Origin of the sequence: Pseudoroseomonas cervicalis (genome assembly GCF_030818485.1) — a bacterium.
GTDB classification, from domain to species: domain Bacteria; phylum Pseudomonadota; class Alphaproteobacteria; order Acetobacterales; family Acetobacteraceae; genus Pseudoroseomonas; species Pseudoroseomonas cervicalis_A.
In genome coordinates, this window is the sequence record NZ_JAUTAJ010000004.1 from 1,367,461 (window position 1) to 1,381,508 (window position 14,048).

Consider the following 14,048-nt stretch of genomic DNA (forward strand, 5'->3'; position numbering starts at 1 on the left):
CCCCGCCCCGGGCGCCGCTACAGCCGGACCTTCAGCAGCCGGCCCAGCTCGCCGATGATGCCGGCGCGGAAGGCGAGGACGCAGGCGACGAAGATGCAGCCCTGGATCACCGTCACCCAGGCGCCGAACTCGGCCAGGTAGTTCTGCATGGTGACGATGACCGCCGCGCCCATCACCGGGCCGAAAACGGTGCCGAGGCCGCCCAGCAGCGTCATCAGCACCACCTCGCCCGACATCGCCCAGTAGACATCGGTCAGCGTCGCGATGCCGAAGACCAGCGATTTGGTGCCGCCGGCGATGCCGGCCAGCGTCGCCGACAGGGTGAAGGCCATCAGCTTGTAATCATCCGAGCGGTAGCCGAGCGAGATGGCGCGCGGCTCGTTCTCGCGGATCGCGGTCAGCACCTGGCCGAAGGGCGAGTGGACGATGCGGTTGATCAGCAGGAAGCCGGCCAGGAAGACACCCGCCACCAGCCAGTACATCGCCATGTCGCGCGACAGGTCGACGATGCCGAGCAGCGCGCCGCGCGGCACGCGCTGGATGCCGTCCTCGCCGCCGGTGAAGGGCGCCTGCAGGCAGACGAAATAGACCATCTGCGCCAGCGCCAGGGTGATCATGGCGAAGTAGATGCCCTGGCGGCGGATGGCGATCCAGCCCGCCACCACGCCGAGCGCCGCGCCCATGGCGCCGCCGGCCAGGATCGCCAGCTCCGGCGTGAAGCCCCAGACCTTGGCGGCATGGGCGGTGATGTAGCCGCCCATGCCGAAGAACATGGCATGGCCGAAGGAGAGCAGCCCGACATAGCCGATCAGCAGGTTGAAGGCGCAGGCGAAGAGGGCGAAGCAGAGCAGCTTCATCAGGAAGACGGGGTAGAGGAAGAACGGCCCCACCACGAGCAGCGCCAGCAGCACCAGGAAGGCGATGCTCTGCGCCCGGTTGAAGCCCAGCACCGACAGGCCGAGCAGCCCGGGGCTGTCATGCAGCACCGGCAGGGTGGAGATCGAGGCGTGACCAGCGGCCATGGCTCAGGCCCTCCCGAACAGGCCGGCCGGCCGCGCCAGCAGCACGATGGCCATGATGACGAAGATCACGGTGGAGGAGGCCTCGGGGTAGAAGACCTTGGTGAGCCCCTCGATCAGGCCGAGGCCGAAGCCGGTCACCACCGAGCCCAGGATCGAGCCCATGCCGCCGATGACGACAACGGCGAAGACCACGATGATCAGGCTCGACCCCATCTGCGGGTTCACCGAATAGATCGGCGCCGCCAGCACGCCGGCGAAGGCGGCCAGCGCCACGCCGGCGGCATAGGTCAGCGTCACCATGCGCGGCACATTGACGCCGAAGGCCTGCACCAGCGCGGCATTCTCGGTGGCGGCGCGCAGATAGGCGCCGAGCCGCGTCTTCTCGATCACCAGCCAGGTGGCGAGGCTGAGGCCGAGCGCTGCGACCACCACCCAGAGCCGGTATTTCGGCAGGAACATGAAGCCGAGATCGACCGGCGGGCCGGACAGCGCCTCGGGCGGCGCATAGGGCAGGCCGGAGGAGCCGAACTGGTTGCGGAACACGCCCTCGATGATCAGCGCCAGGCCGAAGGTCAGCAGCAGCCCGTAGAGATGGTCGAGCTTGTAGAGCTTGCTGATCATCGTCTTCTCGAGCAGCACGCCGAAGGCGCCGACGATCAGCGGCGAGAGGATCAGCGCCGGCCAGTAGCCGATGCCCACCCAGTTCAGCAGCATCCAGGCGACAAAGGCGCCCATCATGAACTGCGCGCCATGGGCGAAGTTGATGACGTTCAGCATGCCGAAGATGACGGCGAGGCCGAGCGAGAGCAGCGCGTAGAAGGCGCCGTTCACCAGGCCAAGCACCACCTGCGGCAGGCCGAGCTCCAATTGGAAAAGCAGGTCTTCGAACACCGGCGAGGCTTCCTGGGCGGTGGGCGGAAGGGCGGAGCGGGGCGAAGCGGCGGCGTCCCGCTCCCGTGCGGCGGCAGCGGGACAGGGCGCGCGCCCTGCCCCGCCGGATCAGGCGCGGATCAGCTGCGCACCAGCGGGCAGCCGCCCTCGGAGAGCGGGCGCCAGGCCTCGTCCGGGCCGGTGGTCTGCAGCAGCTTGTAGTAGTCCCAGGCGCCGCGCGATTCCTCGGGCGTCTTCACCTCGAACAGATAGACCGGGTGCACCTTGCGGCCATCCTCGCGGATGCGGCCCTGGCCGAAGCAATCATCATCGGTCGGCATCGCCTTCATGCGCGTCACCACCTCGGTGCCGCTGGCCTTGGCCGCCGGCGCGCCCATATCGGCCACCGCCTTCAGGTAGTGCAGCACCGAGGCGTAGCAGCCGGCATGCGACATGGCGGGGTAGTTGCCGCCCAGGCTGCCCTTGACGCGGTCGGTGAAGGCGCGGGTGCGGTCGTTCAGGTCCCAGTAGAAGCTCTCGGTGCAGACCAGGCCCTGGGCCGCGCGCAGGCCGAGGCTGTGCACGTCGTTGATGAACATCAGCAGCACGGCGATCTTGGTGCCGCGGCGCGTCACGCCGAACTCGGCCGCCTGCTTGACGCAGTTGATGGTGTCGGTGCCGGCATTGGCCAGGCCGATCACCTTGGCGCGGCTCTGCTGCGCCTGCAGCAGGAAGGCCGAGAAATCGGTCGATTGCAGCGGGTGGCGCACATTGCCCAGCACCCTGCCGCCGGCCGCCTGCACGAAGCCGGTCGTGTTGCGCTCCAGATCATGGCCGAAGGCGTAGTCGGCGGTGATGAAGAACCAGCTATCGGCGCCGGTCTTCACCATGGCGCCGCCGGTGGACTTGGCCAGCATGTAGGTGTCGTAGGTCCAGTGCACCGTGTTCGGGCTGCACTGGCGGCCGGTCAGCTCGGTCGTGCCGCCGGTCGAGTTCAGATAGACCTTGTTCTTCTCGCGCACGATGCCGTTCACCGCCAGCGCCACGGCGGAGTTCGGCACGTCGACGATCAGGTCGACGCCGTCGCGGTCGATCCATTGCCGGGCGATGGTGGCGCCGACATCGGCCTTGTTCTGGTGGTCGGCCTGCACCACCTCGACATTGATGCCGCGCGCGGCGATGCCGCTGTCGAGGATGGCCTGGCGGACGCAGGCGGTCGAGGTGGGGCCGGAGATCTCGCGATAGACGCCCGACTGGTCGTTCAGCACGCCGATCTTCAGCGTGGTGCCCTGGGCGCGGGCGCGGCCCGGCAGGCTCATCAGCCCGGCGCCCAGGCTGGGGGCGAGGGCCGCGGCGGCGGCGGTCTTCAGCAGGCTACGGCGATCTTGTGCCATTTCTCGGTTCTCTCCCACTCGCCCCTGTCGCGACCCGGGGCCGGTCCTGCGCCCCGGCGCCGGCGCCCTGGGCGCGGCGGGCCGGGCGGGGCGCCACGGCGAAGTCGCGCTGTCGCCAGCGCGGGTGACCGGGCGCGATCCGCGACGGATCAGACGCCCAGATATTCGTGCAGCCGGTCCATCGCGCCGGACAGCTCGGCATTCTCCACCGCGTCGACGACGCGGCCATGCTCCATCACGTAGTGGCGGTCGGCGACGGTCTGGGCGAAGCGGAAATTCTGCTCCACCAGCAGCACGGTGAAGCCGCGCGCCTTGATCTCGCGGATGGTGCGGCCGATCTGCTGCACGATGACGGGCGCCAGCCCCTCGGTCGGCTCGTCCAGCATCAGCAGCCTGGCGCCGGTGCGCAGGATGCGGGCGATGGCCAGCATCTGCTGCTCGCCGCCCGAGAGCTTGGTGCCCGGGCTGCGCGCGCGCTCCTTCAGATTCGGAAACAGCGTGTAGATGGCATCGAGATCCATGCCGCCCGGCCGGACCACCGGCGGCAGCAGCAGATTCTCGGTGACGTCGAGGCTGGCGAAGATGCCGCGCTCCTCGGGGCAGAGCGCGATGCCGGCGCGGGCGATGCGGTCGCTGCGCGCGGAAACCAGCTCCTGCCCCTCGAAGCGCACGCTTCCCGAGCGGCGGCCGACGAGCCCCATGATGGAGCGCAGCGTCGTGGTCTTGCCGGCGCCGTTGCGGCCGAGCAGCGTGACCACCTCGCCCTCGCGCACCTCGATATCGACGCCGTGCAGGATATGGCTCTCGCCATACCAGGCCTGCAGATCCTTCACCTTCAGCAGCGGCTCAGCCATGCGCGGCGGCTCCGGCGATGGAGGGATCGGTGCCGAGATAGGCGGCGATCACCTCCGGGTTGCGGGAGACCTCGGCATAGCGCCCCTCGGCCAGCACGCGGCCGCGGGTCAGCACGGTGATGGTGTCGCACAGCCCTTCGACCACCTTCAGATTGTGCTCGACCATCAGCACGGTGCGGCCCTCGGCCACGCGCTTCACCAGCGCCACGATGCGGTCGACATCCTCCGCCGTCATGCCGGCGGTGGGTTCGTCCAGCAGCATCATGACGGGGTCGAGCGCCAGCGTCGTCGCGATCTCCAGCGCGCGCTTGCGGCCATAGGGCAATTGCCCGGCCGGCAGATGCGCATAGGTGGAAAGCCCGACATCCTCCAGCAGCTCCCGCGCCCGCGCATCGTAGCGCTGCAGCACGCGGTCGGAGCGCCAGAAATCGAAGCTGCCGCCCCGCGCGCGCTGCAGCGCCACGCGCACATTCTCCAGCACCGAGAGATGCGGGAACACCGCCGAGATCTGGAAGCTGCGCACCAGGCCGAGCCGCGCCACTTCCGCCGGCTTCATGCGCGTGATGTCGCGGCCGTCGAAGCGGATGGTGCCGCGCGTCGGCGGCAGGAATTTGGTCAGCAGGTTGAAGCAGGTGGTCTTGCCGGCGCCGTTCGGCCCGATCAGGCCATGAATGCTGCCGCGCCTGATCTTCAATGAAACATCGCCGACCGCGACGAAGCCAAGGAACTCCTTGGTCATCCCCTCGGTCTCCAGGATGCTGTCCGCCACCCTGTCGCCCCCTGTCTTGTTACGCTTCCCGCCAGACCGGTTCCGGTCCGTTGCTGCGCACAATGGCGGGAGGTCAGGCGGCGCGCAAGCAAAGCTTTGCGGTCAGCGCAGGAGATTCGGTGGATCCCGCTTCTTTACCCTATTCTGCGCAGAAGACCCTGCTGCATTCTACGCAGAATATCCTGCCGCGCGCGGCGGCGCTGTTCAGACGGCAAAGTTCAGAGGGCGAAGTTCAGATGGCGAAGTTCAGCGCCTCCGGCGTCGGGCGGCGCAGCCCGGCGAGCGCGGCGCGGCGCAGCAGCTCGGCCACGGTCAGCTCGCCCAGCCGCGCCAGCATCGCCTCCTCCAGCTCCTGCCAGAGCGGGCGCAGCACCTTCTCCTGCAGCGGCGAGGGCGTGGCGCTCTCCGCCTCCTCCCCCTCCCTCGGCAGGTCGGGGCCGGCGACGGCGGCGACCAGCTCGGCCAGGGTGATGTCGCGCGCCGCGCGGCCCAACCGGTAGCCGCCCTTGGGGCCGCGCGTGCTGCCCAGGATGCCGGCGCGCGACAGCGCCTGCAGCACCGGCTCGATGCCGCGCCGCGCCTCGCCCAGCCGCTCGGCGATATCGCCCGCCGGCACGGTGGTGCCTCGGCCGGCGTGGAACGCCACATCCAGCACGATGGACACCGCCGTCATCACCCGATCCCGCCGCAGCAGCATTGCATTGACCCCTGATCCACGCGCACAAGACGTGATATAACGCGCGCATGCCCGAAGGAAACACCCCCCCCAACCGTGCCGGCGCCCGAATCCCCGCGGGAATCCACGACAGCATCCTGGCCACCATCGGCAACACCCCGCTGGTCCGCCTGCCGCGTCTGGAGGCGACACGCGGCCTGAAGGCCCGGCTGGCGCTGAAGCTGGAATTCTTCAACCCGCTCGGCTCGGTGAAGGACCGCATCGGCCTGGCCATGGTCGAGGCCGCCGAGCGCGAGGGCCGCATCCGCCCCGGCGAATCGGTGCTGGTCGAGCCGACCTCGGGCAATACCGGCATTGCGCTTGGCTTCGTCGCCGCCGCCAAGGGCTACCGGCTGATCGTCACCATGCCGGACGGGGCCAGCATCGAGCGGCGCAAGATGCTGCGGCTGCTGGGCGCCGAGGTCGAGCTGACCCCGGCGAGCCAGGGCATGTCGGGCGCCATCGCCCGCGCCGAGGCGATCATCGCCTCCACCCCGGGCGCCTGGATGCCGCGGCAATTCGACAACCCGGCCAATCCGGCGATCCATGCCGCCACCACGGCGGAGGAGATCTGGGCCGACACCGCCGGCGAGGTCGATGCGGTGGTGGGCGGCGTCGGCACCGGCGGCACGCTGACCGGCATCGCCCGCGCGCTGAAGCCGCGCCGGGAGGGCCTGCGGGTGATCGGGGTGGAGCCGGCGGAATCCGCCGTGCTCTCCGGCGACGATCCGGGCCCGCATGAGATCCAGGGCATCGGCGCCGGCTTCCGCCCCGCCGTGCTGGAGCTGGCGCTGCTCGACAGCGTCCGCCGCGTCACCGAGCGGGAAAGCTTCGCCGCCGCCCGGCTCTGTGCCCGCACCGAGGGGCTGCCGATCGGCATCTCCTCCGGCGCCGTGCTGCACGCCATGCTGGACCTGGCCGAGCAGAAGGAGATGGAGGGGCGGCTGATCGTGGGCATCGCCGCCTCCTTCGCGGAGCGATACCTGTCGACGGATCTGTTCACGGGATTGTGAGTCCTGGAGGGGCGCCGGCCGGTCCGGCGCCCCTCCCGCGATCCGTTCGCCTGGGCTGCAACCCAGAATTGTCAACAACCGGTTAAAACCCCCTGCCCATCCTGCCGGCCACACTGGCGGGAACCGTGTCGATGCGCTTTTTTCTGAACCTGAAGGTGGGGCTCAAACTCGCCCTCTCCGCATTGCTGACCTTCATCCTGTTGGCGGTGCTGGTGGTGCGCACCAATTCCAGCCTGACCGACGTGCTGGAGCAGGACCAGGTTCTGCGCCAGGCCGCCGAGGCGAACAGCGCGCTGAGCGATGCCGAGACCGAGGGCGTGCGCGCCGCGCTGTTCAACAGCATGGCCGAGGGCGCGCAGACGCTGGAGGCGGTGGAGACCGCCCAGCAGGGCGTGCAGCAGCGCCTGGCGCGGCTGCGCGAGCGCATCCAGACCGGTGCCGCCCAGGCCCAGCCGGCCGAGCGCGAGCGGGCGCTGGCCCTGCTGACGCAGATCGACGAATACGCCGCCGCGCTGAACGAGGTGACGCAGCAGCGCGTCGCGCTGCTGAACCGCCGCGACAAGGTGCTGTTCCCGGCGATGAATGAATACGACCAGCGCTTCGAGGCGGTCGCCGCCAGCATGGAGTTCGAGCTGACCGAGCCCGCCCGGGTCGATGAGATGCGGCAGCGGCTGATGGCCTATCACGGCGCGGTCAATGACCTGCGCGCCGCGGTGCAGCGCTTCATCGGCACCGAGGACCAGGAGCAGGCGCGCCGCCTGCGCCGCGCCGTCGCGCAGCAGCGCGTGCATTTCCGCGGTGTCTCCAGCGGCCCGCTGACGCCGAGCCTGCGCACCGAGGTGGAGCGCATGGGCAATGCCAGCGCCAGCATCGCCACCGCCTCGGAAGAGATGGTGACCGGCATGGCCGCCATCGCCGAGCTGCGCCAGGGCCGCGCCGATCCGGCCCGCGCCCGGCTGGAGGAAGGGCTGAGCGCCGTGTCGCAGGCGATGGAGGCGGATGCCAATCGCCGCCACACCGCCGTCGAGGCCTCGCTGTCGCAGGTGAAGCAGGACACGCTGATCGCCGGCGGCGCCATCGCGCTCGTGCTGATCCTGGCCGGTCTCGCCACCTCCAGCGCCATCAGCGCGCCGCTGCGCCGCCTCTCGGCCGTGCTGTCGCGCATCGCCGAGGGCAATGCCGCCGTCACCGTGCCCGACCGCAACCGCCGCGACGAGATCGGCGCCATCGCCGGCGCCGTCGAGGCGCTGCGCACCACGGTGGGCGAGGCCTTCGCCCAGCGCCAGATGCTGGAGCAGATGCCGACCGGCGTGATGATGTCGGACCCGGCGAAGGATTTCCGCATCACCTACATGAACGCCCGGATGCGCGAGATCCTCTCCGACCACGTCGCCGACGCGCTGCCCTGCGCGCCGGAGGATGTGCCGAACCAGAGCCTCGACATCTTCCATGCCGACCCGGCGGCGCAGCGCGCCCTGCTCTCCGACGCGGCCAATCTGCCGCATCGCGAGCGCATGAAGATGGGCGGCGAGGTGATCGACCTCAGCGTCTCGGCGATCCGCGACAGCCAGGGCGGCTATGTCGGCCCGATGCTGGTCTGGACGCTGGTGACCGAGCAGGCGCGGCTGGCCGACACTTTCGAGGGCCAGGTCAGCGGCACGGTCGAGCATGTGGTGGCGCAGGCGCAGGAGATGCGCGAGGCGGCCCGCCGCCTGACGGCGAGCGCCAAGCAGTCCGGCCAGGAGGCCGGCATGGTGGCCGAGGCCGCCGGCCGCGCCAATGCCGATGTGCAGGCCGTCGCCGCCGCGGCCGAGGAGATGGCCGCCTCCATCGTCGAGATCACCCGCCGCGTCAGCGAGGCGGCGCAGGTCACCGACCGCGCGGTGCAGGAGGCGCGCTCGACCGACGTCACCATGCGCAGCCTGGCCGAGAGTGCCACGCGCATCGGCGATGTGGTGCGGCTGATCGGCGACATCGCCGGCCAGACCAACCTGCTGGCGCTGAACGCCACCATCGAGGCCGCCCGTGCCGGCGAGGCCGGCAAGGGCTTCGCCGTCGTCGCCTCCGAGGTGAAGAACCTGGCCGGGCAGACGGCGCGCGCCACCGAGGAGATCAGCAGCCAGATCGCCGAGATGCAGTCGGTGACCGGCCGCGCGGTGGATGCCATTCGCGGCATCGGCAGCACGGTCGAGCGCACCAACGAGATCTCGACGGCGATCGCCGCCGCGGTCGAGCAGCAGGGCGCCGCGACGCAGGAGATCGCCCGCAGCGCCAGCCAGGTGGCCGAGGCGACCGGCACCGTGACCCAGCGCATCGCCCGCGTGCGCGAGGCGGCGGTGAACGATGCCGAGGCCGCCGGCGGCATGCTGGAGGCGACCGAGGGCCTGGCCGGCCAGGCCAATGAACTGCGCGGCCGCGCCTCGGAATTCCTGGTGGCGATCCGCGCCTGACCTCCGGGCGGGCCGCAGCGGCCCGCCCTGCCCCGCCTTGTGGAGGAGGCCCGGCCGGTTCGGCCGGGCCTTTTTTCGTGCGGGCTCGGGGGGCGGCCAAAGGTGCGGCGTCAGCAGGGCCGATGCTCCGCTGCGTGAGGCTGCGCGATGGCGCTGTCGGACATCAGCGGCAAGAAAGCGGTGCGAGCGCGCCAGGCCTTGGCGCCGGCCATCCGCGCCGTGGTCAGGATCCGCTGCAGGAGGACGGCCCGAATGGCGGAGGAGCAGCGGCCGTGAAGATGCCGCTGGCCACCCTGCCCCGCAGCGTTGGAGTGAACACGACAGAGCGACAGAGCCTGCCCTATCCATGCTCAAGCGCGGGCGCCACGACTTTCTCTCGGCTTATGTCCGTCATGGCGAAGCCGGGCTCGCAGCGAACGCAGGGCTATCAATACCGCCGACCTGTCATGCGGTTCTGCCGGGACCATCCTGCGCGAGACTGGCATCCGCCTCGCTTGCCCGCCTGCCCTGTCTGGTGGAACGGAATGGCGCGGCCCTCCCGCCAGCCAGGCCGAGGGCGTCGCGGGAAGCCGAGCATCGCTTCGAGGGCCTGGCCTCAGCGACCGGATCGCACCAGGCGCCGCGCCCCGCGCCGCCATGCTGCGGTATGCGCGTCGCAGCCCCGGCAGCACACCGCTCCTCGGCAGCGCACAGCCCGCGGATTCAACTTGCGCGGTTCAGACGGTGTAGGAGATCAGGCTGGCCGAGGTGGCCTCGTCGCCCGCCATGACGAGATAGCGCTGGATCAGCTTCTCGCGCCCCTCGGGGGTGGCGAACTGGTCGAGATCCAGCCGCTTCTCCAGCTGCCGCGCCTGGGATTCGATCGATTGGAAAGCGATCTGTTCGGGCAGCCCGGCCAGCGTCAGCGCCACGCGGCGCAGGATCTTGTCGCCGAGGATGTTGTAGACGCCGGGCGTCTTGTCCTCCATCGAGCGCACATGCAGCGCGTCGGCGACGGGCTGGCTCTGCGTCGACACCTCGTCGACGCGCTTGTACTCGATGTAGTTGCTGCGGATCTCGGCAAACACCGTGGGATCGCGCAGCTTGGTCAGGCCGGACTTGAAAAAATCCAGCGTCTCCGCCGCCGCCGCCCAGGCCTTGTTGGTCAGGCGCGAGGGCAGATTGCCGCTCTTGGACAGATCGGCGGTCAGCGCCTTCACCGCCAGGCCGGTGTTGTTCTCCTGCCCGGCGAGGCCGAAGGATTCCAGCAGCACGCGCCGCGCCACCGGGTCCTTCAGCAGCTCCTCCGGCGTCTCGGCCTTGTCGATCGCCTTCTGCAGCCGGTCGAGGTCGCGGGTGATGGCGACATCCTTGCTCAGCCGCTCGGTCGCCTTGTCCTCGTTCTTCAGCGTCTGCTTGTAGAGGCCGATGCGCTCGGACCCGCTCATCACCGTGCTGCCATCCGAGCCATAGCCGAACAGCACACCGATATGCGGGTTGATCGGCACCGGCCGCGCGCCCTCAGCCGGCCTGGGGCGCGGCCACCGGCGCGGTGAGCGCGGCCTCGCCGAGCATCGCGTCGTCATGCGCGAAGAGCACCCGCACGCGGCGCATCGCCTCCCAGCAATCCCCCGCCTCGAGATCGGCGATGGCCTGGGCCAGCACGTTGCGCGCGGTGGGCGAGGTGGTGGCGGTGGCGTATTCATCGGCCAGCATGCGGGCATGGCCGACATACTGGTCGCGCTCCTCCTCCTCGGCGATATAGGCGGCCTGGATGGCGAAGTAGACGCGGCGCGCCGGGGTGCGCGCATCCTCGGGCGACATGATCTGCTTGCCGAACAGGAAGCGGGCGCGGTTCGACAGCATCACGCTGGTGCGCGTCTTGAACTGCAGCGCCGCGCCATTGACCAGCATGCGGTCGCCGGCGCGAAGGTCGAGCACCAGGCGGCCGGAGCCGCGCGGGGACCGGGTCTCGCTCATGCCGCGGCTCCCGTCTGGGCGGCATCCGGGGCGCGCCCCATCAGCCCGCCGGCGAAGCTGTCGCAGAGATCGGCGAGGAAGCCGAGATCGGCCTCGTCCTCCTTGTCCACCTCGCGCATCGCGACGCGGCAGAGCGAGACGATCTGGCCGCGCAGCGGCGCCGGCAGCTCACAGGATTCATGCAGCATGAGGATGCGGACCGTGGAGAACAGGCGCAGCGCATCGGCGCGGGCGCGCACCTTGTCGAGCTCGGAGCCCTCGATCGCCATGCGCAGCCGGCCCGAGACCAGGGCGTAGACTTCGGCTTCCTGCTCGCGGATGGACCTCGCAGCCTTCACGACACCATAGGCGCGCAGCGCCTGGGCCTGAAAATGGTGTGCGGACACGATACCAGCCTCTCGTTTTGACGGCGGCGGGACGCGAGGCCCCGTACGTGGTTCGGGTTCTTTCAGGAATCATGGCCGGACGGCGTTTCCTCCGTCCGGCCCGGCCGGCCCCGCCGTCAGGCGGAGCCTGTCAGCCTTGCCCGGGCTTACCGGAACAGCGAGAGCAGCACTTCCGGCGCCGAATTGGCGGTCGACAGCGCCGTGGTGGCCAGCTGCTGCTGCGTCTGCAGCGCGGTCAGCCGGGCCGATTCCTTGGCCAGGTCCGCATCCACCAGCGAGCCCAGGCCCTCTTCCATCGCGTCGATGCGCGAGGTGTTGTAGGTCATCTGGCTCGACACGTAGTTGGCGTCGTTGCCCAGCGCATTCTGCGTCGTGTTGACCGTGGAGGTCAGCGACACGAAGGTCTTCAGCACGATGCCGCCCGAGGCGGTGGTCACCTCGGTGATGTCGCCGGTGCCGTCGCGGCCCTGCAGCAGCGCCGCCGCCTCTTCCGCCGAAATCTCTTCGATCGCAGAAATGTCGGTGGCGATGTCGGCGGTGAAGCTCAGCGCGTCGGCGCTCGTATCGGCCGCGTTGACGGTGTAGGTCTGGCCCTTTTCGTTGCGGGTCACTTCCATCGAGCCACCCTCGAAGGCGGCGCCGGTCAGCGGATCGATGGCGGCGGAGCCCAGCAGGCGGGTGCCGTTATAGGCGGCGTCCTGCAGCGTCGTGTTCATCTGGCCGATGAGCGACTTGAACTGCTCGGTGTACTGCTTGCGGGTCTCGGTATCGATTCCCGAATTGGACAGCGCCGTCAGCACCTTGCTGACCTCGTTGCCCAGCTTGTTCGACACCGTCTCCACCGCCTTCAGCGTGCTGGAAAGCAGGCCGTCAACGCCGCCGAGCTGGTCATTGGCGGAGTTCAGGCCGGTCACGTCCGCGCGGACCTTCTGGGCCACGGCGTAGGCGGCGCCATCATCCTTGGCGTCGGACACCTTGAAGCCGGTCGACACCTTCTTCTGGGTGGTGTCGAGCTGCTCGTTGATCTTGTTCAGCGACTGCAGCGCAACCTTGGCGCCGGAGTTCGTGATGACCGAGTTGGCCATGGCTTCATTCCTGTTCAGCGACACCGCCTGCTTTTAGGCGGCGCGGCCAGCTGCTCCCTGTCTTTTCTGGGGGCGTCTGGCCGGGAAGGAAGGTCACCGCGCGGATCATCCGCCGTACCATCCGTCTCCACCCGATCCTGGGGCGGCAAGGGGAAGCTCGCCCGGGATTATGAACGGCATGTTTACGATTGCGGCGCGAATGCGCGGGGTGGCGAAAAAACGCCCCACGGGTGGCCAGATCGGCCACGGACCGCCCTGGATCGCGTCCTGGGCGCAAGGCCGCGCCCCGCAGGGCCGGCAACAAGAAGGCCGGGGACGCCATGGCGCCCCCGGCCCGGTCAAAAACCCCGCCCTGGCGGGGCCAGGTTTGTTACCGGAACAGCGACAGCAGCACCTGCGGCGCCGAATTGGCGGTCGACAGCGCCGTGGTGGCCAGCTGCTGCTGCGTCTGCAGCGCGGTCAGGCGGGCCGATTCCTTGGCCAGGTCGGCATCCACCAGCGAGCCCAGGCCCTCCTCCATCGCGTCGATGCGCGAGGAATTGTAGCTCATCTGGCTCGACACGTAGTTGGCGTCGTTGCCCAGCTGGTTCTGCGTCGAGTTGACCGAGGAGGTCAGCGAGACGAAGGTCTTCAGCTCGATGCCGCCCGAGGCGAGGGTCACGGTATCGATGGCGCCGGTGCCGTCGCGGCCCTGCAGCAGCGCCGACGCCTCTTCCGCCGTGATCTCCTCGATCGCCGAGATGTCGGTGGCGATGTCGGTGGTGAAGCTCAGCGCGTCGGCGCTGGAGGCATCGGCGTTGACGGTGTAGGTCTGGCCCTTCTCGTTGCGGGTCACTTCCATCGAACCGCCGATATAGGCGGCACCGGTCAGCGGATCATTGGCCGTGGAGGAGAGGAGGCGGGTGCCGTTATAGCTGGCATCCTGCAGCGTCGTGTTCATCTGGCCGACGAGCGACTTGAACTGCTCGGTGTACTGCTTGCGGGTCTCGGTATCGATGCCCGAATTGGACAGCGCCGTCAGCACCTTGCTGACCTCGTTGCCCAGCTTGTTCGACACGGTCTCGACCGCCTTCAGCGTGCTGGTCAGCAAGCCGTTCACGCCGCCGAGCTGGTCATTGGCGGAGTTCAGGCCGGTCACGTCGGCGCGCACCTTCTGGGCGACGGCGTAGGCGGCGCCGTCATCCTTGGCGTCGGCGACCTTGTAGCCGGTCGACACCTTCTTCTGGGTGGTGTCGAGCTGGCTGTTGATCTTGTTGAGCGACTGCAGCGCGACCTTGGCGCCGGAGTTGGTGATGACCGAATTGGCCATGGGTGCTGTTCCTGATCAGCAACACCGCCTGCTTTTAGGCGGTGCGGCCAGGGCCCTGTCTTTTGAGAGGCCTGGCCGGGAGGAGGGTCACCGCGCGGATCATCCGCCGTACCATCCTTCTCCGCCCGGTCCTGGGGCAGCCCTCCGAAGCTGGCGCGGATTTATGAACGGCATGTTTACGGCGGTCATCCTGTTGTCGCCATTCTGACAAGGCCGCCGCCC

13 protein-coding genes are annotated in these 14,048 nt (G+C 69.4%); 2 read left to right on the forward strand and 11 right to left on the reverse strand.

Translation table 11 applies throughout. The annotated features are described in order from the left end of the window. Window positions 1-17: 17 nt before the first annotated feature. The 6 genes from QE401_RS10250 to QE401_RS10275 all read right to left on the reverse strand — a co-directional run bounded on the left by QE401_RS10250 (window position 18) and on the right by QE401_RS10275 (window position 5,606). Window positions 18-1,022 carry a branched-chain amino acid ABC transporter permease gene (locus tag QE401_RS10250; RefSeq protein ID WP_307138108.1) on the reverse strand — a complete coding sequence of 335 codons (1,005 nt, stop codon included), beginning with the start codon at window positions 1,020-1,022 and terminating at the stop codon, window positions 18-20. A 3-nt stretch (window positions 1,023-1,025) separates the two neighbouring features. Next, a complete protein-coding gene (locus tag QE401_RS10255) occupies window positions 1,026-1,913 on the reverse strand; it encodes a branched-chain amino acid ABC transporter permease (RefSeq protein ID WP_307138109.1) in 888 nt (295 codons plus the stop codon). A 119-nt stretch (window positions 1,914-2,032) separates the two neighbouring features. Beyond that, entirely contained in the window at window positions 2,033-3,286 is a 1,254-nt protein-coding gene (locus tag QE401_RS10260; protein WP_307138110.1) for an ABC transporter substrate-binding protein, read from the reverse strand. Window positions 3,287-3,435: 149 nt separating this feature from the next. Beyond that, window positions 3,436-4,140: an ABC transporter ATP-binding protein gene (locus QE401_RS10265; protein ID WP_307138111.1), complete on the reverse strand. Its 705-nt coding sequence runs from the start codon at window positions 4,138-4,140 to the stop codon at window positions 3,436-3,438. After that, the gene (locus QE401_RS10270) at window positions 4,133-4,909 is read right to left on the reverse strand and encodes an ABC transporter ATP-binding protein (protein WP_307138113.1); all 777 of its coding nucleotides are present in this window, start codon (window positions 4,907-4,909) and stop codon (window positions 4,133-4,135) included. Before QE401_RS10270 ends, QE401_RS10265 begins: the two co-directional genes overlap by 8 nt. A gap of 232 nt (window positions 4,910-5,141) precedes the next feature. Then, complete coding sequence (locus QE401_RS10275; RefSeq protein ID WP_307138114.1) at window positions 5,142-5,606, reverse strand: RrF2 family transcriptional regulator; 465 nt, start codon at window positions 5,604-5,606, stop codon at window positions 5,142-5,144. Between the two features lie 47 nt (window positions 5,607-5,653). Here QE401_RS10275 and cysK point away from each other — a divergent pair, with 47 nt between their 5' ends. Further along, window positions 5,654-6,637 (forward strand): cysteine synthase A, encoded by a 984-nt coding sequence (gene cysK, locus QE401_RS10280; RefSeq protein WP_307138115.1) that lies wholly within the window; start codon window positions 5,654-5,656, stop codon window positions 6,635-6,637. 131 nt (window positions 6,638-6,768) lie between these two features. After that, window positions 6,769-9,087, forward strand: a complete 2,319-nt coding sequence (locus QE401_RS10285; RefSeq protein ID WP_307138116.1) for a methyl-accepting chemotaxis protein — start codon at window positions 6,769-6,771, stop codon at window positions 9,085-9,087. A gap of 716 nt (window positions 9,088-9,803) precedes the next feature. On the opposite strand, the gene QE401_RS10290 is transcribed toward QE401_RS10285, so the two are convergent. From QE401_RS10290 to QE401_RS10310, 5 genes are all read right to left on the reverse strand, one after another. Then, window positions 9,804-10,574, reverse strand: a complete 771-nt coding sequence (locus QE401_RS10290; protein WP_307138117.1) for a DUF1217 domain-containing protein — start codon at window positions 10,572-10,574, stop codon at window positions 9,804-9,806. Window positions 10,575-10,587: 13 nt separating this feature from the next. Further along, window positions 10,588-11,046 (reverse strand): flagellar biosynthesis repressor FlbT, encoded by a 459-nt coding sequence (locus tag QE401_RS10295; RefSeq protein ID WP_307138118.1) that lies wholly within the window; start codon window positions 11,044-11,046, stop codon window positions 10,588-10,590. Beyond that, window positions 11,043-11,432 (reverse strand): flagellar biosynthesis regulator FlaF, encoded by a 390-nt coding sequence (locus QE401_RS10300; RefSeq protein WP_307138119.1) that lies wholly within the window; start codon window positions 11,430-11,432, stop codon window positions 11,043-11,045. Before QE401_RS10300 ends, QE401_RS10295 begins: the two co-directional genes overlap by 4 nt. A gap of 146 nt (window positions 11,433-11,578) precedes the next feature. Further along, window positions 11,579-12,517 (reverse strand): flagellin, encoded by a 939-nt coding sequence (locus tag QE401_RS10305; RefSeq protein ID WP_307138120.1) that lies wholly within the window; start codon window positions 12,515-12,517, stop codon window positions 11,579-11,581. 370 nt (window positions 12,518-12,887) lie between these two features. Beyond that, window positions 12,888-13,826: a flagellin gene (locus QE401_RS10310; protein WP_307138121.1), complete on the reverse strand. Its 939-nt coding sequence runs from the start codon at window positions 13,824-13,826 to the stop codon at window positions 12,888-12,890. Window positions 13,827-14,048: the final 222 nt, after the last annotated feature.